Below are 26715 nucleotides of genomic sequence, written 5' to 3' on the forward strand. Positions count from 1 at the left end.
TGTTCAATTCCAGACACGGTTTCCTATCTGCCGAATGGCTGAGCTCATGTACTCAAATAGAGCAGGGTCGGTTGATCGGCAGCAGCCGAGCGATTAAAGCAGCGCTACCTCATTTAAACCGAAAGCGACTATCAGGGTTTAGACTGCCTGACGGCTAACTTTCTTCCTCAACTCAAACGCTAACAACCAACAGGCTATTGCCTGTTATTGTGCTTTTTGAAATTTGCATATTTGGCTTAGATTGACGCGGAATCTCGTCTGTAGCCACTTCTGAGCGTCTTTCTGATAAATTCAACATTATATCAATGAGTTGTTGATATAAGAGTGATTAGATTTTTCTTACGGTGTCTGTCCCAGTAGTTTTTCCCTACCTGGTTCAAGCCTGTTCGGGACAAGGGCATCAAGCCCGAGTGTCTGTTGAAGGCGGTCAGGTACGGAACTCATTAGAGGCCGAGGCGAGAAAATCGCCTCATTCTACTCAAAGAAACGAGCCTGGATATATGTCAGTACTGACCTTCCCTTAAGGGGAATGAAAACCAGAGCATCAACGCTGAACACAGTGGTAAAAAGAACGTAAATATCGTCTCGCTATGCGAAACGACAAGAGCTGTTTGGCTTGACGTTGAGAGAGCGTCCATATATGTCCCAGTAGTTCATTTTAAATAGCTACTATTTATTCCAACAGCGTATGTATTACTTTTTGTGTAGAATATATAATTATCATCGCTATCAAAGTCATTTGTTATGTCACACATTATTTCTAAAAATAAGTCCCCACTAAATTCAATTTTAATGTCATATGTTGAAGGGTCTATTTTAACTCCTGTTACTTTTCTTTTTGATAGCGTATTTATTTCTTTCATTTTGTCATCACAAAGAGCATCTCGCCATCCTAAGATTATACTATCTGATGTTCTTATTCTCCAGCAACAATATATGATGAGTTCTAGCTCAAAAGTATAGTTTTTGGATTCTTCTGTTAGCTGATCATTTCGCAGTGGGACTTTTCTTTTTATCTTATCTCCAAATCCTATGCTTATAATGGAACCTGTCCCTTTTCCATATACAACAGAGCCACACAACTTATTTTCTATTATTTTTTCTATCTCGCCTATCATTATAATTTACCATCTTTAATTTCTTGGGCTATTTCTCTTATTGTCTCATAATCATAGCCTTGTCCAGATATTTCATTATGCAGCTTCTTCTGTTGATCTTTATTTAATCCTGCTGCTTTAGCTGCGTCTCTAGGCATTTTATTCTCTCTTCTAAGAGCATCAGTCCCTTTATTTTGTCCTAATGAACCTGGTTTTTTCCTGATTTCCTTTTTATTGCCCCTCGTCCCCTTGGGGCCATCACAATTATGCACCCATACCTGATTTTCTCCAACTGCAAAGGTATCTAACCCCAGAACATCAAGGTCGTACATAGTCTGCGCTTCCTGAACAACATTGATACTCAATAGCTCAATGTCATTGCCGGAAATGTCAGAAAGAACGTCCGTTTCTTTTAAGTCAGCGACCTCTGTCCAGCCTTCGCCTTTGACCCAGAATGGATGCTCTTTGGTTGTGATGATGAACTCTTTTCCATTTGGCCCTTTGATTTCCAAATAGATAATAAATTCATGGTCTGATTGAGTACGTTCTATTACAGGTTTACTACTGACAATGCCTGAACCGTTGTCATTTCGGGCAAGAACCGTGTCACCACTGTTTATGGTTTCGATGGCAACAGCTCCCGTAGAGGTCGCTATGAGAGTGCCAGCGATAAATGAATTGGGGCACGTAATTTTATCGACTACTTTCTTTACGCCTTTGAATTTTCTGGTGACTACACCAACTGCTGTGTCGCCCATGATACCAGCAGCGCCAGTATAGTCCCCCTCTGCAACGGCGTTTAGAGCTCCAGCTACACCAGTGACAACATCAACAGCAGTCGATACCGGAGACATGTCATACGCAAATTCTACAGTTGTAGCTACAACATCAACAATATCATCCCACCAACTGGTTTCCTCTTCTGGCTCGGGTTCCTCTCCTGGGGTCTCATTAGAACTTCCCCCCTCCCCACCTCCAGGGTTATGAGGATTCTCAGGGCTCTCTGGTGGGACGTAGGGGTCTTTGTCATTGCCATTATCCGGTCCGCTTGGCTTGCTGGGTTTGTCTTCCCCAGATGGCGACATATCAGAAGGATAATCACAAATACAGAATCCAGATGGATCTCTGTATTTGAGAGGGTTGTTCCGTACGTAAGTGTATCGGTTAAAACTATTGGTAATGAACGGGGCTTCCACTAAAGGATCGGCACTCGTAAACCGCCCCAGCTCCTCATCATAAACCCGCCCATTCATATGGGTCAGACCGACTTCCTCGATCTGCTCATGGCCGGTATAGCCGCGGTTGGTGCTGACCGCAGTCTCGACGAGCGTTGGGCTCTTATTCGCGTTCCAGATGATTTCCCGCTGCTTACCCCATACGCTGTAGCTGCGACGCTCAACCACCAGACGGTCTCTTGCAAACCGCTCTTCAATACCATTAGCACTAATCACGCCATAGCCATCGGTGATCATGTCCACCGATTCAAGCGCATCATAGTGGAGGTATTGGGTTTTCTTATTGAGTAGTTTCTGGGCGCTGTCACGCTCATGCACAACCAGTGAAATTAACTTCCCATCCGCATACACAAAGTGCTTATGCTCAACGTTACCTGTCGTTGTGTCTTTAACCCGTTCATACACCTTATCGAAGTAGAAGGTTTCCACGCCATCACTGTTGGTTTTCAGGTAGCGGCTGTGGTTAGCGTCATACTTGAAGTTAACCGTTTTGCCATTGCGCGTGATTTTGGTCGGTTTGTTGAATTCGTTCCATTCCAGTTCACGTTCCAAGGCATTGTCTGTGCCTGCCACGGCTTTGGCGCTGACCATGTTACCGACTTCGTCATACTGGTAAGTCAGACCATTAGCCTGTGTGACCGCATGTGGGCCCGCCTGCAAACCGCTATAGGTGTAGGCGCCGATTTCAGAGCGCTGCTTGATGTTGCCCAATTTGTCATATTGCACGGTATGGAGTCCGGCAAAATCAGGGGTGGCACCCAGATAGTCGTCTAACGAATCAAGGGTGACGTTGTTTCTGGTGACGCGATCCAGCCCGTCGTATTCGAAGGTGTCTTGAATACCCAGAATGCGGTCATACCGCATCTTCACATTGTCGTGATTGTCGTAGGTGTATTCGATATGACGCAGCAATTGTGCCGACGATTTCTTAATCCGTTGGTCAAACAGACCCGAGGCGATATGGGTGGTGATATGGTCAGGGCGACCCGTTCTCGCATTGTGTTTATAGGTGTTGACCAAACCATTACCCAGCATTTCAGTGAGGGTGTGGTTCCACGCATCGGTTTCACGACGCTGCCAGTAGTAGATATAGGCGTCTGCACCTTCTTCCATTTTTGATTGTGTCAGAATGGTATCCAGTTGTTCTGCCTGACTGTCTTCCTTGTAGTGTTGGTCATGTAAATTATTGGTACATTTCTGGCGTTGTGCGGTCGTTAAATCACCGCCTAACTGATTCGCCATTTCACAGTAAATGCCGGAAAACTCAGCCACATCTTCAGAGAGCGAAATCAACGCCGTCGCCAGATGGGTATAGAACTGGTATCGGCTACCCGCGATGCTGGCCGCCTTATCAAGGTCTTCGGCAGTGAACAGCAACTCTTCCTGCGTTTCAGCATCGGCCTGCGCAACATAAATATCCTTGGTGGACATCAGGTCTGGTTGGCCGTTCTTGTCATAGTCGGTGAGGATAAAGTCATGAGCCGCAGTCAGTGCGGCGCTGTTAAATTCTGCCTCAGAGACTTTGTGCACAGTGGTGGTGTAGTTACGCTTGCCTGCTGTACTGCTTTCAAGGGTGGATTCGATGCGGTAAATGTCGCCATCCAGCGTCACATCAATCGGGGTGACGACATCATCATGCAGCATGACCCAGGTGCCGGGACGGAGGTAACACACCTTGTTAGCGTTGCACCATTGTTTAAAGCGGTAACCACCCGCCAGCATCGCAGCTGAGGAGCTATCCAACGTGTGGACATTGACGGTTTTTTGGTTGTATTCAGCCGCTTTTCCTTTAAAGAAGCTTTCCTGTGCTGCGTATTTTTCAGCCCGCTCTAGGTAGGTATTGGCAAGTGCAATGGCTTGGTCGAGCAATTGTTTAATTTCAGCGCGGAAGCTCGCACTGGTGAACACTTCATCGGCGTAGTTTTTCGGGCTACGCACGGCAGACATATAACCGTTGGGGTTGTAGATGTATTGCAACACCAGTCTGTCTTCCGGTTTGTCTCCCCGGTTGAGTGCGTTAGGGCGGGATAAGGGAGAGGTATCTATCCCGTTTGGTCGCACTTCCTGATTAACACGCTCATAGTCGTCATAGAAATAGTGTGAGCTGAATTTCTCGCCAAGGGTCTTTTTCGCAACTTCTGACAGCAGGCCATTGTTGTTGTAGTAGTAGTCGGTGGTCAGTCCGTTACCACCCACAGTGGTGAGGGTGCCGGGTTTTCCATTGCCGTCGTATTCCCACGACATGAGATTGACCTGATTGTTTTTGTCACTGCGCTCTGAGGTTTTACGACCCAGCGCATCATAGCTAAGGGTGGTTTTTACCCCGTTCGCATCCGTTTTTTCACTGAGTTCGCCCAGCGCATTATAGGTGTAGCCCCACACGCCCATATCCGGGTCGTCAAGGCTTTTACGGTGACCGAGTGAGTCATAGCCAATCGTGGTCACGTTGCCGGATGAATCTGTGGTGTCTTTGAGCTTGCCATCCGGGTAGTAGGTGTAGGTCTGGTAAGCGCCGTCTGGCTCGTCTTTTCGCAGAATATGCCCCAGCACGTTTTGGGTGGTGCTGTGTTGGTAAGTGCGGGCATCTGTCAGCTCAGTCACAAAGCCTGTGTATTGGGTTTTGAACACGGCACGCTGACCGGCGGTGGCGGCTGGCTCGTCCTTTTCAATTTCACGGTGCAATTCATCGTATTTGAAGTTCACGATGGAAACGGCATTGTCTGTCAGGAAGCGCGGACGGGTGGCTGAGACTTTGCGGCCGCTTTTATCCCAAGTGTTGTCCTGCACAATCCATTCACCATTGAAGCCCTGATGGAGTGAGCGGATTTCACGGCCTGCGTAGTCAAAATGCGTCACCGCTTTACCACGGTCAGGCGCACTGGTTTCCACACAGGAGACGGTTTGTGCTGTGGCAGCGGTACAGGCATCCCCCAGTTTATAAACGTGCTTGATGACGTTGCTGGTGCCCGGACGGGTTTCGGATTTCAAGCGTTGGAAGGCGTCATAGGCGTAGCCCATGGTACGTCCCGCCAGTGGGCTCACCGATTGTTTCATCAAACCATTCGGGTAATAGGCGAGGGACGTTGTATGACCCTTGGCATTGCTTTGTGAGGTGGGGAACAACCCATTGGCGTCATAGGCCGTGGTCGACATGCGAGGATGGGCAATGCCTGTGCCTGTCACCTTGGTTTCGGTGACATTGCCGTAATCATCATATTTAAAACTGTTGGTGAGAGACTTGGCGGAAGAAATCGCATCGGACGTCCCGTACTCTGAGGCACGGGTGGTATTGCTCATCAGCAATTTGTCGTCGTTGTACTCAAAGCTATTTTCAACGGCGCGTTTGTCGTTGGTTGTTTTGTCTTCAATCACCGTGGTGGAGAGGTTGAGTGCGCCTATCTTCCAATAGTTTTCCGCTGTCTCTGACACCAACTCTGTGCGGCTGGAGGTGGTGGTACCAAACTCAGATTTCCCGTCACCATCGATGTCACTGTACACATAGCTACCGCACGAGGTAGGGGAAGCCGCATTAAATTGCGCGGCAGTAATGCCGACCAGATTTCCGGTTACCGTGGTCAGGCCATCTAAATCTGTCGATGAACCGGAGGCATCGTAACGGTAGTAGCTGTTGTAACGCTGAAGGACGATAGGGGTATCGACCTCCCCGTGAATAATGACGATGTGGTCATTGGGTTTGAAGTAGAGCTTGCCATCTGTCCCACAGTAGCGGCCAAGGCCCGCTTTAAAGGTGGAAAGCGTCGCTTCGAAGTTCTCGATATTCTGGACGGAAGAAATGTCGTAAATCTGGTGATTACTGTTCACCCCGGTAGAGAGATACTGGTTCGCGGTGGAGGTGTAGAAATGCCCACCGCCATCAATCCCACTGGTGATGGTATTGGTTTCATTCAGCACATTGCCGAAATGGTCGAGTGTACGGGTCGTGACTTCTTTTCTTTTTACCACCGGATTGTCGGCTGGACTGGCGAGGTCAAAGGCCTGTGTGGTAATCGTGTTGGCATAGATTTGGTAATACTTGGCACCATAGCCTTGTTTAGTCACCAGTTGGTAGTCGAAACTCTGTTCGCTAACTTTTTTGTCATTGCGGGTTTCAATAATAGAGAGTGGCTTACCCGCTTTAATGCCGTCATTCACCTCATACGTCGTCGTTGTCACGGTTTTAATTGCTGCGTTTTCGGTGCGGGTGATTTTGTTAAAACCTAAGAACCCATAACCTTTGTAGTGCGAGCGGGCACCTTCGTAGACATAGCTGTAAGTGGTGGGTGAATAGCCCTCGGGTGACTTGCTGTACCCTGACACCAAGAAGCGACGAGGTGTTGTGTTGAGGTAGGGGTATTGGTAGTAGCGAACCTGTTTGTGTACAGAGATGTCTGCGGCGAATTTGTAGGAGATGCTGTAATCAACACCAGCTTCTTGAATAGAAGTAATTTTGTTGGAATACGGATAACCACGTTGGATCTTAGCGTTTCCATCTTTTGGTGTGATGATGGTGTCTGAGTAACCATCACCGTTTACATCAACAAACTGAAGGGCATCTTCCTTTTCGTAGACCTTTGTCCCTGAATTTGGATCGATTGTGCCTTTGTTGTTTTTGTATTGTTTCCCCTCGAAGAAAAGCTCAGGATAGCCGTCTCTATCAGTGTCATGAAAATAGAGAGATAGTTTCGGAGAGTTGGTCTCCAAGTTTATCGTTTGGGGACTGAGATAGTTTAAGCCATTGAAAAAGTAGACGTAGAGCTTACTTGAACCACGGCCACGCATAACAACATCCAGATACCCGTCATTGTTGATGTCGGCAAAGTCGACTGGCTGGCTATATGCGGCACTAGAGCTGGAAGTGACAACACTATAGCCGTCGCTAGAGGTTGAGGTAACAACACCATAGCCGTCACTAGAGTTGGAAGTGACAACACCATAGCTAACAGTACCAGTGAAGCTAGTCGAGCTTGAAGTAGGCACACCACTAAGCGCACCACTAGGCCCTCCAGTAATTTGGTACTTAAATCCTCCATTTGGGTCATCAAAGTTATGTTTGTCGTCAAGCCCATCACCGTTGATGTCTATGACAGACCAGCCAGTTACCAGTGTTTCTTTCCCAGTACCACTAAAGTCGCCTGCATTCTGACCCTTGGAGCCAATTGAACAATATCCATTGCTCACGTCACAGGATGTGAACTTACAGTAGGCGGTTAGCGTGCCATTTCCAGCTTTTGCATAACTGCCACCAACATTTTTTTCGCATTGATTAAGTGCGAGAGAAGGGGCATTCAACGAGCCTACCGTAGAAAAAGACTTTACATTATTGTGTCCAGTGCCATTTTGATCGCGAATGTTAACTTGGCCGTTACTGTGCTTGGCGATGACACCATACTGCTCCAATTGGCCGTCTCGATTTTTGTCGGTAAACAGAATCTGTTTGTAGTCAGTTTCTGTTGGTTGATACCCCTTTAGATTGGTGCGGAACAGAGAACTAAATGTGATGTCTGTTGCGCAAGAGGATGGGGTGCAATAGCGGATTCGATTCAAGAAGCTAAAAATTGACGAATCGTTATCATATTCGAGCGAATAGCTCCCGACCTCAGTCACTTTATCGCTTTGATAAACAGTCACCGTTTTCAGCCTTTGGTTTCTGGTCAGAAGACTTCCGCCAAGGTAGTAACTTCTTGTATCCGTTCTACCTTCATAACTAAAAACAACTTTCCCGCCGACATAGTCAATGGATGCGATTTTTTGGTCGCTGCCAGAAGCCTGCTCGGAGTAATGGAAAGTGATGCTGTTTTTGCCTGTGATATCGGTAATTTTGTTCAGCGCCCATTTGTAGACATGAGCCTGACCGGGTAATTGTGCCTGTGAGTCTTGAGTCGCACCGTACTCGTAAACAGAGCCGTTTTTGGTCCACACTTTAAAAAATGCAGGGCCGCTTCCTGCTGCGCCGTAAGAAATGACTTTTGAATAACCGTTCTCTTTCAAGCGGTACTCTGCAAGATTTCCACCATCTTTACCCGTGATGGCAATCAGGCGTTTGCCATCTAAGCAATATCTATCATCAGCGTTAAACTGTACGCCTCCCCAACGTCCGTCCGTGGCTAAGTTTTTTCCACAACGTGTAATGGCGGATAAGCCACCGACTGACCAACCCATCCCCAAATAGCCATTAGGGCCATCACTGCGGTATTCAAGGGAAAGTTGAGGCTGATGACCTGCACGGCCGGGAGAGACAGAGATAGGAAGGGAATAAGTCGCCTCACCGCCAGAAACAGAAAAGTCACCGGACAACACGGCGGTTTCGCCACCGCTGGGTGTCAGCGCCAAGGTGGGCGTTGGCAGGCTGAATATCGTCAAGGCGGTGAAAACGCCTGTCAGCCATTTTGATGCGATTGATGTGCTCTTCGATGTACCCACTGCAGACGAACAGATATCCATATCTACTACCTGATTTTTATTTTTAAAGAGGAGAGGTGGAAATTGGAAACAGTGTTTCTTGTCCCAATGGCTATTGGGAGTTTGATATTTGCTTTAACGCGTTAAGCCTTGCTTTGAGGTTTGCCAGCTCATCAGGGACTTGTTGTGAGTCATCAATGTTGCTCTGGGCAAACGATTCCAAATCTCCCTTGAGAATGGGGAGAGAAGGGGCGTCGGCATTGACGATTCCGTACGTTAATGTTTGTTGAAGCTGAACAACCGGTGTTGGGTACTCTGCATCGTCGCTGAGCAGTTTTTTGGCAGGTGTATCCACGTCCACTTCACTTTCAGGTGTGACACCTTGTGTCTCACTTTCAACTAGAAGCGATGAATGTGGTGTTGGAGCAGAAGAAATAGATACAAAGCCAATAACGCTGACAAGCAGAGCAACACCGGTAGCCGCATAGATGTGTGTTTTATTCATTGGCTACCTAATGAGTATGTCGGGTGAGGGCTCAATGTTAATAGCGTAAAAAATAAAAACGCTACCGCCCTTCGTAGTTAAACGACTAAAGGCAACGTTAGATGATTTCTGAGGTGAGTTTTAGGGTAGGTAATGGGTAACTGTCGATATTTTTAACAATGAATCAATGTGTTGAGATGTGCTCCATACGCTATCTGTATGAAAATTTTGTATACACTATTGTAAAGAACGCTGTTCATTTCATTTTATTTGCAAGAAAGCGTGGCAATAGTTAGATAATCAGACCAATGAGCCTGATTGTGCTATTTGTTTCTATAGGGCTATTGAACAAGGTACCGCCATGTCATCTCATGCTTCTGATCCCGAAATATCTGTTTTGCAAACCAGTATTGTTGGTCGTATCCAACACCTTACCCGTCGCAAAGACTTAGAATTTTCGGAATGGGTGAAGGAACTGCTTCAAATTGCGGCGTGGCAATTTGATGCTGACACCGCTTGCCTTTCCCGCATCGATAACGTCGAGTTGGAGGTGGTCGAATGCTATTCGAATGGCAATGTGGTTGCGAAAAAAGCGGGGGATGTTGTCGCGCTTGGCAGCACGTTTTGCAGTGTAACGGCGGGTATGTCAAAGCCACTGATGGCGCCGGATACCCGAAAGCACGAGAAACTTTCCGGTCACCGGGGCGTAAACCGCCTTCCGACTGCCTATTGGGGGGTGGCAATACACTACGGCGGAATTGTTTGGGGCACGTTAAGTGTTGTCGCTGATGCAGATGGCAGTCAGCATCTGGACAATGATGGCATCCTGACTCTGTTGGCGGGAATTCTGGAGCTGAAGTTGGAAAACGAGGAATACCGCGAAGAGCTCAACGGTGCTCACGAATCTTACCGTCAACTCCATCAGCGGTTGGAAAACTTGCAAGAGGTGGATTTACTGACAGAGTTACCAAGCCGCCAGGCCTTATTTGACTACTTATATCGTGAACTCAATCAGTTGATCCGACGTGATGGTGAAGGTGCGATTGCGCTGCTGGACATAGATTCTTTCCGTGCGATCAATGAAAAGTATGGCCATGAAGAGGGCGATCGCATCCTAAAAGGGGTGGCGACAGCCCTTCGTCAGGCGGTGCGAAATTATGACTATGTAGCGCGCTACAGTGGTCAGAAATTCCTTGTTTGGCTGCCAGACACGCTTCAGTCAGAAGTGGTGAAAGTGTGCGAACGTATGTCAGAAGGTGTTGCCCTGTGTGCGATAGACAATAAGCCGATAACTATCAGCATTGGCTTCTGCGCTTTCCGGAGTGATAGCGAAAAGCAAATTCCTTATGACCGTGCCGTAGACAAACTGATCAACCTTGCACATAACGCGTTGGCAGAGGCGAAAGCCAAGGGGCGTAACTGCGCAATTTCGGCCTCCAAACGTCCTGTTACCATCACGTCAATTACCCACTAACTTGCACCACTCAACGATACAGATAAACAGAAAGAAAATAGTTTATCTGGTCGTTGATGTATTTAATGGCTTTCTGCTGATCGCTAGACTCCCCACCTTCAGTAATATCCCATGGGATGAACTTCTCATATTTTGGTAGGACTTTGCCCGATTGAACGGATGCAGGGGTTAACGCAATCAAGTAATCCACATTGTTTTGGTGATAAGCTTCAATAGGCCGGAAATGCGAATTTGAGCAGGCGATGTTGTAGTGCTTGAGCGTTTTGCAGGCGCTAGTGACATCACAATTGCTGCTGGTATAAGCGCTGTAGCTATCAAAGTGACTGTCTGCCTTGTGGGACAAAATCGCTTCTGCCACCAGTGAATAACCTTCTTTCCCGTCACACAGAAACAGCACGGACGGTTTGTGTTTCAAGCGAGAATCACGTTCAGAAAGCGCCGTTGAATCGAAGCTTTCAGCTAGATTTGAGCTGGCAGAAGCGGTTTGAGCCATTTCTTTACTCTCTTTTATTTATTGGAATGTTTAAAGCCACTGCGTTGCGATGCCCAAGCAGCCTTGAGGCGTGGAATTAGGCACACGCACTTCTGTTTTGTGCCATTCAGCAAGCGAATATCCGCGATATAACGCAGTCAATACAGCAAGAAAAGACAGGTGCGGAGAGGGGTAGGCACAAAAATAAACTAGGCAGAAAATGTGTCAACGCGATGAAAAATGGGTGTAAGTAATATTTCAGTTAAATGACATTTCCTGTTGTAATTAAATGTTCACATTTCATTAAGGTTAGTGTCACAAGCGATCTCTAATTTTGATAGCAGTTTTTGATCAGAAATCGAATAACAGTCAGTGAGAACACTGGCAGTTGAACTCAAAAAACTATCGACTTGGAGGTTGATGTGAAACTTAAGGCTCTGATTGCGGCATCGACAGTATGCCTGTCAGCATTCGCTGCTAACAACGCAGCTGCAGCGACTCGTGACTACATTAGCATTGTTGGTTCTTCAACAGTGTATCCTTTTGCTACTGTTGTAGCGGAACGCTTTGGTCGCACTTCAGAATTCTCGGTACCGAAAATCGAATCTACGGGTTCGGGCGGCGGTCTGAAACTGTTCTGTGCAGGTGTGGGTGAAAACACCCCAGACATCACTAACGCATCGCGAAAAATCAAAAGCTCTGAAATCGAGCTGTGTGCAAAGAACGGCGTTAAAGACATCACCGAAATCAAAGTAGGTTACGACGGCATCGCTTTCGCTAACTCTAAAAAGTCTGAGCAGTTCGATATCACTCTGAAAGATCTTTTCACTGCACTGGCTAAAGTCGTTCCTGATGCGAACGGCAACCTCATCGAAAATCCGAACAAAACCTGGAAAGACGTCAACCCTTCTCTTCCAGCGACCAAAATTGAAGTTCTGGGTCCACCACCAACGTCTGGTACTCGCGATGCATTCGTAGAGCTGGCAATGGAAGGTGGCTGTAAGCAGTACCCAGAGCTCAAAGCGATGAAGAAGCAAGACAAGAAGAAGTACAAAGCAGTATGTCACGGCATTCGTGAAGATGGCGCATTCATCGAAGCGGGTGAGAACGACAACCTGATCGTACAGAAGCTCGACGCGAACCCTAACGCATTCGGCATCTTCGGCTACAGCTTCCTTGAGCAAAACTCTGACAAAGTTCAGGGCGCGAAAATCGGTGGTGTTGTACCAACGTTTGATGCGATTGGTGACGGTTCTTACCCTGTATCACGTTCACTGTACTTCTACGTGAAAAATGCACATGCAGACGTGATTCCTGGCCTGAAAGAGTATGTAACAGCCTTCACTTCTGAAGATGCGATTGGTGACGAAGGTTACCTGACTGACCGTGGCCTGATTCCTCTGTCAGCACGTGATTGGAAACTGGTTCGTAACGATGCGGTTGATTTGAAACCAAACCTGTAAGTTACTAACCCGAGGTGGTGCACTTTTTAAGGTGCACCACCTTTTGCTGTATTTATCTAAATCGAATTGAAAAGCGGTTTCGGTAAAAAGAGATTTAAGGAATACGGATGCAGACGTCCACATTGATGGTGATTTTAGCGCTGTTTGCGATAAGCGCTTTTGTACTCGCCAAAAAACGTTCCCGGGAAGTAGCTACCATTGAAGGTGGCTTGAACAAGCTTCACTCCCGACCCGCCTACTATGGTTCTTTTGCTGCGATTTTAGCAGCGGTACCCGCAGTGATTCTTCTTCTGATCTGGCAGGCGATTGAACCCAGCATGGTTCATTCTCTGGTCATGGCTCAACTCCCATCAGCGACGCTTCAAGCACACGAGAGCATGACACTGCTATATAGCCAAATTGTGCATATCGCGAATGGCGTATTGAAAACAGAAGACCCTGCCTTGTTGGCTGCTTCGGAGCATTACAAACATCTGCAGAGCATCGGACTGACCTTAAGGTGGGTTGCGGTGTTGGCAGTGTCACTGGTGGGGTTGGCTGTGGGTTGGCGAATAGTTCGTCCAAAGCTGAAAGCACGTCACTATGTGGAAAAATGCCTGCAAATATTCCTCATGTTCTGTTCAACACTGGCCATCCTGACTACGGCAGGTATCGTACTTTCTGTGTTGTTTGAAGCGATTCGCTTCTTCCAGATTATTCCCGTCACAGACTTCCTGTTTGGGACAGAATGGTCACCGCAAATTGCCCTGCGTGCTGACCAGCAAGGTGCGAGTGGTGCATTCGGTGCCATTCCGCTGTTTACCGGCACTCTGATGATTTCCTTTATCGCCATGTGTATTGCGGCGCCTATTGGTTTGATGAGTGCAATTTACTTGGCGGAATATGCCTCTCCGCGCGTGCGTAACATCGTTAAGCCTATTCTGGAAATCCTCGCTGGTATCCCAACCGTGGTTTATGGCTTCTTTGCCGCTTTGACTGCGGCGCCGTTTATCCGTGATGTTGCTCAGGCCATCGGCCTTAGCAATACTTCATCCGAAAGTGCATTGGCAGCAGGGGCGGTGATGGGTGTCATGATCATCCCGTTTGTGTCATCACTTTCTGATGATGTGATTACCGCGGTACCACAATCTCTTCGTGATGGTTCACTTGGCTTGGGCGCAACGCGTTCAGAAACTATTCGTAAAGTTGTATTGCCAGCTGCACTTCCGGGGATTGTGGGTGGCTTGCTGCTCGCCGTTTCACGCGCTATTGGCGAAACCATGATCGTGGTAATGGCTGCAGGCTTGTCAGCAAACCTTACCGCTAACCCGCTGGACTCTGTGACCACAGTGACGGTGCAAATCGTGACCCTACTGGTGGGTGACCAAGAGTTTGACAGCCCTAAGACCTTGGCGGCGTTCGCACTTGGCCTGACATTGTTCGTTGTGACATTGGCACTTAACTTTGTCGCCCTTCGAATCGTGAAAAAATATCGAGAGCAGTATGACTGATAAATTACTAAAACTGGCCGAAACCAAACGCGAGCGAGTGAAAGCTGGCGTTGCCCGTCGTCGTGCTAAAGAGCAGCGCTTCCGCTTCTACGGTATCGCTTCGATTTCGATGGCGTTTGCGTTCCTGATTGTCTTGATGACTACCATCTTTTCGGAAGGCTACACCGCGTTTTACACCACGGAAATTGAGCTTACGGTAGACCTTTCACCGGAAGTGCTCGGCATTGAAGGTGACGAAACCGATCCTAAAGTGTTGATGGGCGCAAGCTATCGCAAGGTGCTTCGTCAGGCGCTGCGTGATGAGATTTCTGTCGATGGCCGCAAACAGCGCCGTGCACTTTACAGCTTCATTTCTAATGGCGCGGAATATGACCTGCGTGACAAAGTGATGGCAGATCCTTCCCTGATCGGTCAGACCATCACCTATTGGGCGCAAGCGGGCGACAACTTTAACCAGTACAACAAAGGCAACATCAAAGCGAGTACGCCGGAAGATGGCCGTCAGTTCAAGAACCTCCAAATCGAATGGTATGACGAACTGAAAAAAGAAGACCGCGTTCGCACCGTTTTCAACACCAAGTTCTTCACCAATGGTGACAGCCGTGACCCAGAGCTGGCTGGTATTTGGGGCGCAACCGTTGGGTCGTTCTACACCTTACTGGTCACGCTCGTATTGAGCTTCCCAATTGGTGTTGCGGCTGCAATCTATCTTGAAGAGTTCGCACCGCGTAACCGCGCGACTGAGCTAATTGAAATCAACATTAACAACCTTGCCGCTGTGCCATCTATCGTGTTCGGTTTGCTTGGCCTGGCGGTGTTCCTGAATGTGGCTGACTTGCCACGATCTGCACCAGTTGTTGGTGGTTTGGTGCTGACCCTGATGACATTGCCCACCATCATTATATCTAGCCGCGCTGCAATCAAAGCCGTTCCTCCTTCCGTGCGTGATGCCGCGTTGGGGGTGGGCGCTTCAAAAATGCAGATGGTGCTTCACCACGTTCTTCCGCTGGCAATGCCAGGCATGCTGACCGGTACCATTATCGGTATGGCGCAGGCGCTGGGTGAAACTGCACCGCTGCTGATGATCGGTATGGTGGCGTTTATTGTGGACGTTCCTTCTGGTCCGTTAGATGCAGCCACCGCGCTGCCAGTACAAATTTATCTCTGGGCTGAAAACCCGGAAAAAGGTTTTGTTGAGAACACCTCAGGCGCGATCATGGTATTGCTGGCGTTCTTGGCACTGATGAATGCATGTGCCGTTATCATGCGTAAGCGCCTTGAGCGCAGATGGTAGGAGTATGGATATGACAACCGTAATGACTCACACAGGTGAACTGAATCAAATACCTCAAGAAATGGCGGCTGAAAAAACCGCGGCGCCAAAAGAGACCTGTGGCCTGCCATTTGTCACAGCTCCACGCATGACAGCGCGTGATGTCAGCGTGAGCTATGAAGGTGGCGCAAAGTCTGCCATTCGTAATATTAATCTCGACATCGGTGAGAAACAGGTGTTGGCGATGATTGGCCCTTCAGGTTGTGGTAAATCCACTTTCCTGCGCTGTCTGAACCGGATGAACGACACTGTACCGGGTTGTGAAGTGAAAGGTGAAATCCTGCTAGATGGCCATAACATCTATGCCAAAGAACAGGAAATCGTTGAGTTGCGTTCACAGGTGGGCATGGTATTCCAGCGCCCAAACCCGTTTCCAAAATCTATTTATGACAATGTGGCTTATGGTCCCCGCATTCATGGCTTGGTGGATGGAAAAGATGAACTGGATGGCGTGATTGAAGAATCGCTGCGCCGTGCAGGTCTTTGGGCTGAAGTGGCAGACCGCCTTGATCAACCAGCAACTGGCCTTTCAGGTGGTCAGCAGCAGCGTCTGTGTATCGCCCGTACTATCGCGATTGCACCAGAAGTTATCCTGATGGATGAGCCATGTTCAGCGCTTGACCCGATTGCTACTGGCATCATCGAAGAGCTGATCAGCGAGCTAAAAGAAAACTTCAGTATCGTGATGGTGACGCACTCCATGTCTCAGGCGAAGCGTGTTTCTGACCGCACCGCTTACTTCCACTTGGGTGACTTGGTAGAAGTTAACGAAACGGCGCGTGTGTTTGAAGACCCAGAGCACAAGTTGACACGTGACTACATCGGTGGCCGCTTCGGCTAATCGACGAAAGCGACGATGCAAACAAGGCGAGCTTCGGTTCGCCTTGTTTGTTTGGCGCCTTTTATTGGTGCTAGTGTGTGCAATGTGTCTAAACCCTGTTCAAACGAGCGCATTTGACTAAATTCGGGCTTTACAAGCTCGTGAGGGCTTTGTAATATGCGCGGCACTTACGGAGAGATGGCTGAGTGGTTGAAAGCACCGGTCTTGAAAACCGGCATACGTTAATAGCGTATCTAGGGTTCAAATCCCTATCTCTCCGCCACATTAGAAAAGGCCGCTGAACTACCAGCGGCCTTTTTGCATTTTTACCTCTTTCAAGAGATAGGGTGCAGAACCCTAGACCCTATGGGTTCAGCCGAGCGAAGCGAGACAACGTTGCCCGGCGAAGCCGAGTAGGCAACGGCCCGAAGGGCAAGGGAGCTTGCGACCGAGTAAATCCCGCCTTTCTTTGCTACTCGCTCCGCTACAATTAGATTAAGCCCGCTCAATGAGCGGGCTTTTTCGTATTTGGAATAAAACGCTGGATATAAAGAGAAAGAAACTAAATTATTGATAAAAAATCCATTATGTAGTCTTCGTCAAACGATGAGATCGTGACTTGGGCATTGAGTTTATTTCTTATGCGTAGCTAGAGTTAATTAGAGACCCACAGCAGTAACAGCACAAGTGTCGTAGACATGCCACGGTGCTATATCAGAATAGTCGTAATGAACGGTAATAGTATGACCAGATGTTTTCGCGGTAAGAACCTGATTGACGGCATTCTCATCTTTCGAGTTCAAGAATAGCCACTCGCAGCCACCTCCTAAAGACTCATTAAGCTGAATCGTCACAAACTGCCGAACAGCAGCTGTAGGACGAACTTCGGTGTGAACACGGACTTTGCTTACAGTACTGTTAACTGCCTCGGCACTGTTTACGAGGCTGGCAAAGGAGAGAAGTAATCCACACATGGCAATCTGTTTTTTCATCAAATTGTCCTCATCAGAAACGCTAATTAATAAACCTGCCCAACGACAATGTTCACTAGTAAGTTAGGTGTGTTTTCACTCACTGCCTAGAAAATCACTGTTTTGTGCGATCGGTTGCTGATTTTCTTGACATTGAAACACTGATGTAAAAATAGATAAGAAACACGTCAGTGACGCTTCTCAATGAAACAGCTAGGTAATGCCTACGGTATTGATGACCGAGGCCGCTGACGATCTTTACTCTTGCACCCTAAACGGGAAGGGACAAACATCCACTAGAAACTGCTGAGCGATCAGGTGGGAGTTGGGTTCAATAGGAAGGGAGCAACTCACCACCATTAAATGACACATAAATCAAAGGGAGGTGGGGAGGTTATTCCTGAAATATTAATAATGAACCAAAAGCTCAAAAAAGAGACCAAGACAAATGAGAGGGCCGTCAGGGATGGGCTATACCCAAAAAGTAAATCACCTAGTCCGTTATACCGAAACAACCTGAATCCTGCATCTTAAGGTTGTTTCGGTATATATCCAATTTCGAGCAACCCAACTGATTTTGCGTTTGATACTGTGATTTTTAGCTGATTCGGCGTGCGTCACTGGCACTTCCTATATGCTCAGGTATAGTGGTCGACATAACAAAACCGTACTTGAATTTAGGCACGGAACCTAAAATCGCAACCCAATTGAGATTTGACATGAACGTACTTGTAACTGGCGGCGTTGGCTATATTGGCAGCCATACCTGTGTTCAAATGATTGAAGCAGGCCTGAATCCCATTCTTCTCGACAATCTCCATAATAGTAAGCTTGCGGTGCTTGGACGTATTGAGAAACTGACGGGCAAAAAGCCAACATTTTATCAGGGCGATATCCGTGACATAGCTTTTCTGACGTCTGTTTTCGAAAAAGAAAACATTGATGCAGTGATTCACTTTGCTGGCTTGAAAGCTGTTGGTGAGTCGGTTGAAAAGCCGTTGGAATACTACGATAACAACGTCAATGGTACCTTGGTGCTGGTGGATGCAATGCGAGATGCGGGTGTTCACTCGCTGATCTTCAGCTCATCGGCGACTGTTTATGGTGATCCTGCCTCTGTACCAATCCGCGAAGATTTCCCAACGTCTGCGACCAATCCTTATGGTCGCAGTAAGCTGATGGTGGAAGAGTGTTTGACTGATTTCCAAAAGGCAAACCCAGATTGGAGCATCACGCTGCTTCGCTACTTTAACCCAGTAGGCTCGCACAAATCCGGTGAGATGGGCGAAGACCCTCAGGGCATTCCGAACAACCTGATGCCGTTTATTTCACAAGTGGCGGTTGGTCGTCGTGAATTTCTGTCTGTATTTGGTGACGACTACCCAACCTGCGATGGCAGTGGTGTGCGTGACTATATCCATGTCGTCGATCTAGCTGAAGGTCACCTTGCTGCGTTGGACAAAGTAGGCAAGAAAGCGGGCTTACACATCTACAACCTCGGAACCGGCGACGGCAAGAGTGTTCTAGAAATGGTTGCGGCATTTAGCAAGGCATGTGGCAAAGAGATCGCGTATCAAATCGCACCTCGTCGCCCGGGTGATATTGCAGAGTGTTGGGCTGATCCTGCAAAAGCGCAGCAAGATCTGGGATGGAAAGCAACCCACACCCTTATTGACATGGTGGAAGATACATGGCGCTGGCAGTCAAAGAACCCTCAGGGCTACTAATCGCTGAAGGCACTTGACCCTTTTACGTAAAAAAGCCGCTCATCAAATGAGCGGCTTTTTATATCCACCAAATAATGAATTAGGCCTTGGCAGCAACCTTGCCCAGTTTCATCCAGGTATCCACCACGGTATCCGGGTTGAGGGACACAGAGCTAATACCTTGGTCCATCAGCCATTGCGCCAAATCATCATGATCCGAAGGTCCCTGACCACAGATACCGACGTATTTGCCTGCTTTGGTAGCTGCATCAATCGCCATCTTCAGCATGGCTTTCACTGCCGGGTTGCGCTCATCAAAAAGATGCGCGACATCACCGGAATCCCGGTCAAGGCCCAGCGTCAATTGGGTCATGTCGTTTGAACCAATAGAGAAGCCATCAAAGTACTTCAGGAAGTCTTCAGCCAACACAGCATTGGATGGCAGTTCGCACATCATAATGACTTTAAGACCCTGCTCACCGCGGCGAAGGTTGTGTTTCGCCAGAAGGTCATTCACTTCTGCTGCTTCACCTGTGGTGCGAACGAACGGGATCATGATTTCGACGTTCTTCAGACCCATCTCGTTGCGTACGCGACTGATCGCCTGAGTTTCCAATTCAAAGCAATCTTCAAATGCTGGCGAGATATAGCGGGATGCGCCACGGAAGCCCAGCATTGGGTTTTCTTCATGTGGTTCGAACTCACTGCCACCTATCAGGTTACTGTATTCGTTCGATTTGAAGTCTGACATACGCACGATGACGCGCTTCGGCCAGAAAGCGGCACCAATGGTCGCAATCCCTTCGGTCAGCTTGCTGACGTAGAAATCGACGGGGTCCTTGTAACCACGGATACGCTCGCTGATAGTTACTTTCAGTTCGTCACTTTGCGCGTCGAAGTTCAGCAAGGCTTTCGGGTGAATACCAATCATCTTGTTGATGATGAATTCAAGACGGGCAAGACCGACGCCTTCATTTGGTATCTGAGCGAAGTCGAATGCGCGATCCGGGTTACCTACGTTCATCATCACTTTGGTTGGCAGCATTGGCAGTTCGTCTACCGCAGTTTGGCTGACGGCAAAGTCGAGCTTACCTTCATAAACGTAGCCTGTTTCGCCTTCCGCACAGGAGATGGTCACTTCCATACCATCATTCAGTTTACTGGTAGCATCGCCACAACCGACAATGGCAGGAATACCAAGTTCACGGGCAATGATAGCCGCATGACAAGTGCGGCCACCGCGATTGGTAACAATCGCAGAGGCTTTCTTCATCACGGGTTCCCAGTCTGGGTCTGTCATATCAGTGACCAGCACATCGCCGTCCTGCACCAGTGACATCTCATCCAGTGATTTCACAACACGCACATTACCGTTGCCGATACGCTGACCGATAGCGCGGCCTTCCACCAACACACCGGCTTTGGCGCTCAGCTCGTAACGCTCAATCACGTTGCCTTGCTTCTGGGAGCAAACCGTTTCTGGGCGCGCCTGAACGATATACAGCTTGCCGTCGATACCGTCTTTTGCCCACTCAATGTCCATCGGACGTTTGTAGTGCTTCTCGATGATCATCGCTTGTTTGGCTAGTTCTGCGATTTCATCATCGTTCAGCGAGAACTGGCTTTGCTCTTCTGCCGAAGTATCGATGATTTCAACTTGCTTACCAATCACCTGACTATCAGCGTAAATCATCTTGATCAGCTTGGAGCCGAAAGTACGTTTTACTACCGCAGGGTGACCCGCTTCCAGCAGTGGTTTATGTACGTAGAACTCGTCAGGGTTCACCGCACCTTGCACCACCATTTCACCGAGACCCCATGAGGAAGTGATAAACACCACCTGATCGAAGCCTGATTCAGTGTCGAGCGTGAACATCACGCCTGATGATGCTTTGTCTGAACGCACCATGCGCTGAATGCCTGCAGACAGAGAGATACCACGGTGATCAAAGCCTTGATGCACACGGTAAGAAATGGCACGGTCATTAAACAGTGAGGCGAAGACGTGCTTGGTTGCCTCAAGTACGGCATCAATGCCTTTAACGTTCAGGAAGGTTTCTTGCTGACCAGCAAAAGAGGCGTCCGGCAAATCTTCTGCGGTAGCGGAAGATCGAACAGCGACAGAAAGCTCCGAGTTTCCATCAACGAGTGTAGAGTAGTTGTCACGAATATCTTGTTCCAAATCAGTAGGGAAGGGGGCATCGAGTACCCATTGACGAATTTGGGAACCTGCGTTGCGAAGGGCTTCAACATCTTCAATATCCAGTTCATCGAGCACTTGGTGAATGCGATCGTCCAATCCTTCGTAATCAAGGAACTGGTTGAATGCATACGAAGTGGTCGCAAACCCATTCGGCACAGAAACACCTACATTAGCGAGGTTAGACACCATTTCGCCCAGTGAAGCATTTTTTCCGCCGACCTTGTCAACATCATCCATGGACAGGGTATCGAACCAGAGGGTGTTCTTTTGCATGTCTTTCTCCAGAAACTATGCAGTTTTTTATTGGGTATGCAGACATCGAGCCCTAAGCTTCAAAACCTCACAAAATTCCAAAGCTGTGGGCGCGTTAATAGCCTGCTGGGTTTTGTTATTGTTATGTTTGTATCCTATATAAATTTTGCGAGCAGATTAACCTTTGAAGCACACAGAAATTCAAACCCGAGACGTCTTTTATGTCTCGGACGGGACAGCCATCACATGCGAGACGTTAGGGCATGTTGTTTTAGGCCAGTTTTCCTTTATCCCAAACGAGAAAACCTTCCCTTTTGTCGAGTCTGAAGAAAAAGTGGCAGATTTAGTCAAACAAATCCAACAATCCCACGATAAATATGGGGTAAAACCGCTGGTTTTCTTTTCTATGGTCGTTCCGACTATGCGAGAGCAACTTCTCCGGGCACCAGCGTTTTTCTATGATGTATTGGAAAGCATTGTTCAGCGTGTGGCGGAAGACACACAAATTGAACCCAAGCCAAAACTCCAGCGTTCCCGGAGTGTCGGTAAAGACTCGGATACCTACTTTGACCGTATTTCAGCGATTGAATACACACTCGCACACGATGACGGTATTTCTCTAAAAGACTTGGATAAAGCTGACATCATTTTACTTGGTGTTTCCCGCAGCGGTAAAACCCCGACCAGCCTTTACATGGCCATGCAATTTGGTCTTCGTGTGGTGAACTATCCTTTTATTGCGGAAGACATGAAAATGCTGCGCTTATTGCCAGAGTTTGAGTTCCAGCGTCACAAGCTCTTTGGATTAACCATTGAGCCCGAGCGCTTGACTCAGATTCGCCAGAACCGATTGTCGGGCAGTGAGTACGCCAGTAGTGAACAGTGTCATCAGGAGATTGCGACTATTGAGTCCTTGTTCCGCCGAGAAGCGATTCCTTACATCAATACCAGTTCACTCTCGGTAGAGGAAATCTCGACAAGGATTCTCGAGAAAACAGGGATGAAGCGAAGACTATTCTGATACCAGTAATCAGGTGTTTACTTTTTAATAGAAAAGGAAATAATAAGAATCACTATTTCTGAATGTGAGTAAATGTTTTGCGAGCGGATGACCTGATCCTATTTTCTCAAGTGGTTGAGTTGGGCAGTTTCAGTAAGGCAGCAGAACAAAACAGCCTGACAAATTCCGTTGTCAGCAAACGTGTTGCCCGTTTAGAGGAAGAGTTGGGTGTTCAACTCCTCTACCGCACTACTCGCAAGCTCACACTGACAGAAGCAGGAAAAGCCCTCTTGCAGGGGGCTAAAAACGTCAAGCAAGCTACCCAAGAAGCGGTCGATTCTGTCGTGGGGTTTGGCGTAAACATCACAGGGCATATTAAAATGTCAGTGCCAACAATTTCCGGTGATTTGCTACTGGCAGATGCAGTGGCAGAGTTTTGTTACCAAAACCCTGGCCTGACGGTCGATATGTCGCTCGACAACAAATTTGTCGATCTGATTGAGGGTGGCTACGATCTGGTTATCCGTACCGGATATCTTGAAGATTCGAGCTTGATTGCGCGTCATTTCCTTGATTCCCAATGGATAGTTTGCGCCTCACCGGATTATATTGCCTGCCATGGAAAACCTGCTACGCCAGAAGCACTGGTTGATCATAATTGCCTCCAATATGCTTACCAAACTACAGGTGCATCTGAGTGGGAATTCAAGGCATTAAAAGGAAACTACATCGTCAAAGTCTCGGGCAGTTTTTCCACTGACAATGCTACCGCACTTCGCAAAGCGGCACTGGGCGGTTATGGTATCGCTTATGTGCCACGCTGTTTGGTTTACCACGATCTGTTAGATGGGACACTGATTGATATTCTTCCTGAGCAAGTGGGCAAGAAACTCGGAATCTATGCCGTGTATCCCTTTACCCGCCAGCCCCCAACCAAGGTGAAGGCGTTGATCGAACATATCCGTAACCGGTATCTGGAAATAGCACATTACTTTTAAGTGATGGACGAATCCCTCTCATTGTGACGAGTTCAATTTAAAGGATGAAAATGCTCTCTATTCCATTGCCATTTGTAGCGTCTTTGATGTTGCTTTTTGGGGCGTCGATTATTTTCAATCGTTCATACTACCAGTCAAAACGCCCTTTCTGGTTTTTGATCCTGTGTGCTGTCGCAACCGCAGTCGTGGGTTTGAGGTGGACGACGGATATTGGTTTTTTCCGTGCGATACAGCCAGTGTTAGGTGCGTGTCTTCCCATATCCGCATGGTGGTGCTTTTCACAAGCTCACACAAATAAGCCATTTAGCAAGGCTCACTGGCTTGGTCCTGTACTTGTGGGAGTCGCTTCCGCTGGCTATCCGCATCTATGGCTGGGACTAACCGATGTTGTACTGGTCGCCTTGTACGTTGCCTACGGCGTTTGGCTGCTTTCTAGCTCCTTTAATGTGGCGGCGAGAGTGAGACTAAGCGACGCAGGCCGCACGAGTTATGTCGAAAGAGCGGCAGGCGCTTTACTGCTATTTTCGGCAATCATCGACAGCGCTATCTCTTATGACTTTGTCGCATTTAATGCCGAGCATACGGGTCACATTCTCACTTTCAGCTACCTGATACTGATACCTGTAATCGCTTTGCTGGTGGTGATTGTAGATGCGAGTGTACCTTCTAAAGAGAAAGCCGCTGAAGGCAAAGACATCGAACTTACTTCTGATTTAGCTATTTCTGAGACGACGCAGCAGCCTGAGCAAAATACTGGTGTCAGTGACGAAGTGACATCCATTGTCGCGAAGCTGGACGAGGTGATGAAGCTGAGAGAACTTTTCAAAGATCCCGATCTGACGCTGAATAAGCTGGCAAGGAAAATGGGTATTCCGGGGAGAAAAATTTCTTCATCGGTGAATCTGGTTTGTGGGGAAAACCTTTCGCGTGTGATTAACCAATACCGGATAGAACATGCCAAGTCATTACTGGAAAGTAGCGACTTGGCCATCACTGAGATTTATCTTGAAGCAGGTTTTCAGACCAAATCCAACTTCAACCGGGAATTTTTGCGGATCACAGGTAAAACTCCCAGTGAGTATCGAAATGCTTGTCTTTGATACACCAGCGAATTACTCCAGAAACCATAGAATATCTTTAAATATTCTGGCATGCAGCTTCTCTCGGCTGATGCCGAATCCATCTTTACAGATAATACCATCACCCTTGTATTCTTTTTCCAGCAAATCGACAGCGCCTGCCTTACAGCGCTGCATAAAACTGAAATGGGTGGCTTGCTCATACACTTTATAGTGTCTTGTCTCCAAGGGTAGATGTTCGGCCAAATAGCCTGACTCCATAGCTTGTGGCAAATCACCAATGTCGATACCGGCCGCCAGAATGAGCGCTGGCGTTTGCGTTCTGGTCATACTTTGCACAGAAAACCCTCGCGCTAAACCCAAATCCAAACTGACAACACGTTTGATACGTGTGTCTTTTAGTGAGCTAGCCAGAGGCTCCTTAGGCTGAATATCAGTAAGCCCCAGTTCCTTGGCTGAACCACATGTTCTTTGATTGAACACAAGTTGGCATTGCTGCTTCATGGTGTGCCTGTCAAATTCAACCCCTGCCAATTGCATTGCTGTCCAGCCGCCCAAAGAGTGGCCGATTGCGGAAATGTTTTCAGCATCTAAAGCGTGTTTCCTTTTCGTATCGTTCAGCAGAAAACTCAGTACACGGGAAATATCCCTTGGTCTCTGCCACCATTGGGCTGCCTGTTTGGGAGAACGGTCAAAGGTTGTAGTACCAGGATGGTCAGGTGCTGCCACCACGTAACCACGTTTAGCAAGCTTAGTCGCCAGCCAATTAAGATTTCGCCAACTTCCGCGATAACCATGAGAGAGCAAAACAACCGGTGCTTTTCTCACATCAAGCGTTGCTGCTTTGATCACTTCAGTACCAACAAAAGCTGGGTTTTCGCCAACCACGGTTTTTGGTGACGGTTGAACTGTTGGGTACCAGATGGAAACATTCAGTGGTCTTGATGTGTCATCTTCAAGCGAGAATTGCTCAAACCCCACATTCGCTGCAAAGGCAGAGTTTAGGACGAACGTTAACAAGATAACGAGTAAATAAATGGGTTTCACCTTGTGGCTCCTTAAACCATGAGATTGGAGCCAGTATGTTCTGAGACCAGTGCTGCCGAGTCCTAGAACACGATCGAGTACGTCCTCGATCGTGATTTTATTCCTAATACATGAGCTTCTTGTTAGTTCGTGTCACCCGTCTTCGCCTGACAGTGAAAGACTCTGGATTGGCAGATAGTGAATAGTGAGAAACTGAAACAACTGGGCGCGGCAGATGTGATTCCAATCGGTAAAGCTGGCCTACAAGTGGTCGTCGGATTGGGCAAGGTCGACAAAGTCGCCGAGCAGATGAAAGTCGCACTCTCTAATTAAACCGAATCAAACGGCATTTAAACGCCAATAGGTTCCCCCTGAAGTGCAGTTTCGCATTCCCCCCGTGATTCTGCACTTCGCTTATTGTGCTGGCTTATATTTTCATAATGCTCAACCAGTCCTTTCCTTTTCTGAAATAACAGTCGTCTTGGTGAGTTGGCCCAAATGGCCATTGATGTTCTTTTTAGGTTATCCAGAAACGAAGTACGTCAGAAATCCACCGATACCGAGTAGTATCGCACCTGCGCGTCTGTTCGACCGGAAGAAGAGTGAGGTTGGCTGTAACTGAGACTGCCTTCCCGTAATCATGGCTTTCACCAATGATTTTCCTTTCGCGCTGTAAATGGCGATTGCTGCTAGGTGTATGCCTACCAATCCAATCAACAAATACGCACCATACAGGTGGATCATTGCCAAAAGGTCGATGTCGTAAAGCCAGCTTTCGTCGCTGATGTAGTCGTCAAAATACCCAGCTTGGGCCATCCCGATAAAACACTGAAACATCAACAATGACAGCATCAAGATGACCATCAATCCGCCAGCGGGGTTGTGGCCAACACCATCGTGTTCTTCCTTACCGAGAAGGTAGTTTACTGCTGAACGCGGGGATTTTACAAAATGCAGGAAACGGCTGGTCTTGCTGCCGACTAAGCCCCAAAGGATTCGCCAAACCAGCAGTGCAGCGAGCGCGAGGCCAATGGTCAGGTGTGGACCTTCTTGAAGAAATCCGGTCACACACATCGCCGTAAACAATGCAGCTTGTAGCCAATGATAAATGCGGGTCGGTGCGTCCCATATCTTCATGATTTGTTCCTGATTTTCCCTGAAAATGTAGGCATGGAGTTTAACGCGAAACGTTACAATTTTTCTGTCGAGTTTT

Annotated in this window: 17 protein-coding genes, 1 tRNA gene, 1 other RNA gene and 1 pseudogene; 12 read left to right on the forward strand and 8 right to left on the reverse strand. The window is 47.9% G+C overall.

Going from position 1 to position 26715, the window contains the following annotated elements; all coding sequences use genetic code 11:
- Positions 1-653 precede the first annotated feature (653 nt).
- From VP504_RS17080 to VP504_RS17090, 3 genes are all read right to left on the reverse strand, one after another.
- A complete protein-coding gene (locus VP504_RS17080) occupies positions 654-1118 on the reverse strand; it encodes a hypothetical protein (RefSeq protein WP_325892222.1) in 465 nt (154 codons plus the stop codon).
- Positions 1118-8773 carry a polymorphic toxin-type HINT domain-containing protein gene (locus VP504_RS17085; RefSeq protein WP_325892223.1) on the reverse strand — a complete coding sequence of 2552 codons (7656 nt, stop codon included), beginning with the start codon at positions 8771-8773 and terminating at the stop codon, positions 1118-1120. The genes VP504_RS17080 and VP504_RS17085 overlap by 1 nt, the downstream gene beginning before the upstream one ends.
- Positions 8774-8843: 70 nt before the next feature.
- Positions 8844-9236 carry a hypothetical protein gene (locus tag VP504_RS17090; protein WP_325892224.1) on the reverse strand — a complete coding sequence of 131 codons (393 nt, stop codon included), beginning with the start codon at positions 9234-9236 and terminating at the stop codon, positions 8844-8846.
- A 340-nt stretch (positions 9237-9576) separates the two neighbouring features.
- Between VP504_RS17090 and VP504_RS17095 the strand changes: the two genes are divergently transcribed.
- Positions 9577-10689, forward strand: coding sequence for a sensor domain-containing diguanylate cyclase (locus VP504_RS17095; RefSeq protein WP_325892225.1), 1113 nt, complete (start codon positions 9577-9579; stop codon positions 10687-10689).
- Positions 10690-10699: 10 nt separating this feature from the next.
- On the opposite strand, the gene VP504_RS17100 is transcribed toward VP504_RS17095, so the two are convergent.
- Positions 10700-11182 carry an arsenate reductase/protein-tyrosine-phosphatase family protein gene (locus VP504_RS17100; protein ID WP_325892226.1) on the reverse strand — a complete coding sequence of 161 codons (483 nt, stop codon included), beginning with the start codon at positions 11180-11182 and terminating at the stop codon, positions 10700-10702.
- Between the two features lie 401 nt (positions 11183-11583).
- On the opposite strand from VP504_RS17100, the gene VP504_RS17105 reads away from it, so the two are divergent.
- The 6 genes from VP504_RS17105 to VP504_RS17130 all read left to right on the forward strand — a co-directional run bounded on the left by VP504_RS17105 (position 11584) and on the right by VP504_RS17130 (position 16741).
- Complete coding sequence (locus VP504_RS17105) at positions 11584-12624, forward strand: PstS family phosphate ABC transporter substrate-binding protein (protein WP_062714752.1); 1041 nt, start codon at positions 11584-11586, stop codon at positions 12622-12624.
- Positions 12625-12731: 107 nt separating this feature from the next.
- The gene (gene pstC, locus VP504_RS17110; RefSeq protein WP_325892227.1) at positions 12732-14114 is read left to right on the forward strand and encodes a phosphate ABC transporter permease subunit PstC; all 1383 of its coding nucleotides are present in this window, start codon (positions 12732-12734) and stop codon (positions 14112-14114) included.
- Positions 14107-15408 (forward strand): phosphate ABC transporter permease PstA, encoded by a 1302-nt coding sequence (gene pstA / locus VP504_RS17115; RefSeq protein ID WP_325892228.1) that lies wholly within the window; start codon positions 14107-14109, stop codon positions 15406-15408. Before pstC ends, pstA begins: the two co-directional genes overlap by 8 nt.
- A 10-nt stretch (positions 15409-15418) precedes the next feature.
- Positions 15419-16288: a phosphate ABC transporter ATP-binding protein PstB gene (pstB, locus tag VP504_RS17120; protein ID WP_046307479.1), complete on the forward strand. Its 870-nt coding sequence runs from the start codon at positions 15419-15421 to the stop codon at positions 16286-16288.
- 171 nt (positions 16289-16459) lie between these two features.
- Positions 16460-16550: transfer RNA gene (locus VP504_RS17125), tRNA-Ser, on the forward strand.
- 43 nt (positions 16551-16593) lie between these two features.
- Positions 16594-16741: non-coding RNA, RtT sRNA (locus VP504_RS17130), on the forward strand.
- Between the two features lie 185 nt (positions 16742-16926).
- Here the strand turns inward: VP504_RS17130 and VP504_RS17135 are convergent.
- Entirely contained in the window at positions 16927-17259 is a 333-nt protein-coding gene (locus VP504_RS17135) for a hypothetical protein (RefSeq protein ID WP_325892229.1), read from the reverse strand.
- Positions 17260-17957: 698 nt separating this feature from the next.
- Here VP504_RS17135 and galE point away from each other — a divergent pair.
- Positions 17958-18965 (forward strand): UDP-glucose 4-epimerase GalE, encoded by a 1008-nt coding sequence (gene galE, locus VP504_RS17140; RefSeq protein ID WP_325892230.1) that lies wholly within the window; start codon positions 17958-17960, stop codon positions 18963-18965.
- Between the two features lie 79 nt (positions 18966-19044).
- Here the strand turns inward: galE and ppsA are convergent, their stop codons facing one another.
- The gene (ppsA, locus tag VP504_RS17145) at positions 19045-21420 is read right to left on the reverse strand and encodes a phosphoenolpyruvate synthase (RefSeq protein ID WP_325892231.1); all 2376 of its coding nucleotides are present in this window, start codon (positions 21418-21420) and stop codon (positions 19045-19047) included.
- A 163-nt stretch (positions 21421-21583) separates the two neighbouring features.
- On the opposite strand from ppsA, the gene ppsR reads away from it, so the two are divergent.
- The 3 genes from ppsR to VP504_RS17160 all read left to right on the forward strand — a co-directional run bounded on the left by ppsR (position 21584) and on the right by VP504_RS17160 (position 24497).
- A complete protein-coding gene (gene ppsR / locus VP504_RS17150) occupies positions 21584-22420 on the forward strand; it encodes a posphoenolpyruvate synthetase regulatory kinase/phosphorylase PpsR (protein WP_325892232.1) in 837 nt (278 codons plus the stop codon).
- A 77-nt stretch (positions 22421-22497) separates the two neighbouring features.
- Positions 22498-23397 (forward strand): LysR family transcriptional regulator, encoded by a 900-nt coding sequence (locus VP504_RS17155; RefSeq protein ID WP_325892233.1) that lies wholly within the window; start codon positions 22498-22500, stop codon positions 23395-23397.
- 50 nt (positions 23398-23447) lie between these two features.
- On the forward strand, positions 23448-24497 hold the full coding sequence (locus tag VP504_RS17160) for a helix-turn-helix domain-containing protein (protein WP_325892234.1): 1050 nt from the start codon (positions 23448-23450) through the stop codon (positions 24495-24497).
- 12 nt (positions 24498-24509) lie between these two features.
- Here VP504_RS17160 and VP504_RS17165 read toward each other — a convergent pair whose 3' ends face one another.
- On the reverse strand, positions 24510-25523 hold the full coding sequence (locus VP504_RS17165) for an alpha/beta hydrolase family protein (protein ID WP_325892235.1): 1014 nt from the start codon (positions 25521-25523) through the stop codon (positions 24510-24512).
- Between the two features lie 131 nt (positions 25524-25654).
- Here VP504_RS17165 and VP504_RS17170 point away from each other — a divergent pair.
- Positions 25655-25835: pseudogene (locus tag VP504_RS17170) on the forward strand (PTS glucose transporter subunit IIBC); the annotation flags it as partial.
- Positions 25836-26024: 189 nt separating this feature from the next.
- Here the strand turns inward: VP504_RS17170 and VP504_RS17175 are convergent.
- The gene (locus VP504_RS17175; protein ID WP_325892236.1) at positions 26025-26639 is read right to left on the reverse strand and encodes a cytochrome b/b6 domain-containing protein; all 615 of its coding nucleotides are present in this window, start codon (positions 26637-26639) and stop codon (positions 26025-26027) included.
- Between the last annotated feature and the right edge of the window lie 76 nt (positions 26640-26715).

This window comes from Grimontia sp. NTOU-MAR1 (genome assembly GCF_035758505.1).
In the GTDB taxonomy this organism is placed as follows: Bacteria; Pseudomonadota; Gammaproteobacteria; order Enterobacterales; family Vibrionaceae; genus Enterovibrio; species Enterovibrio marinus.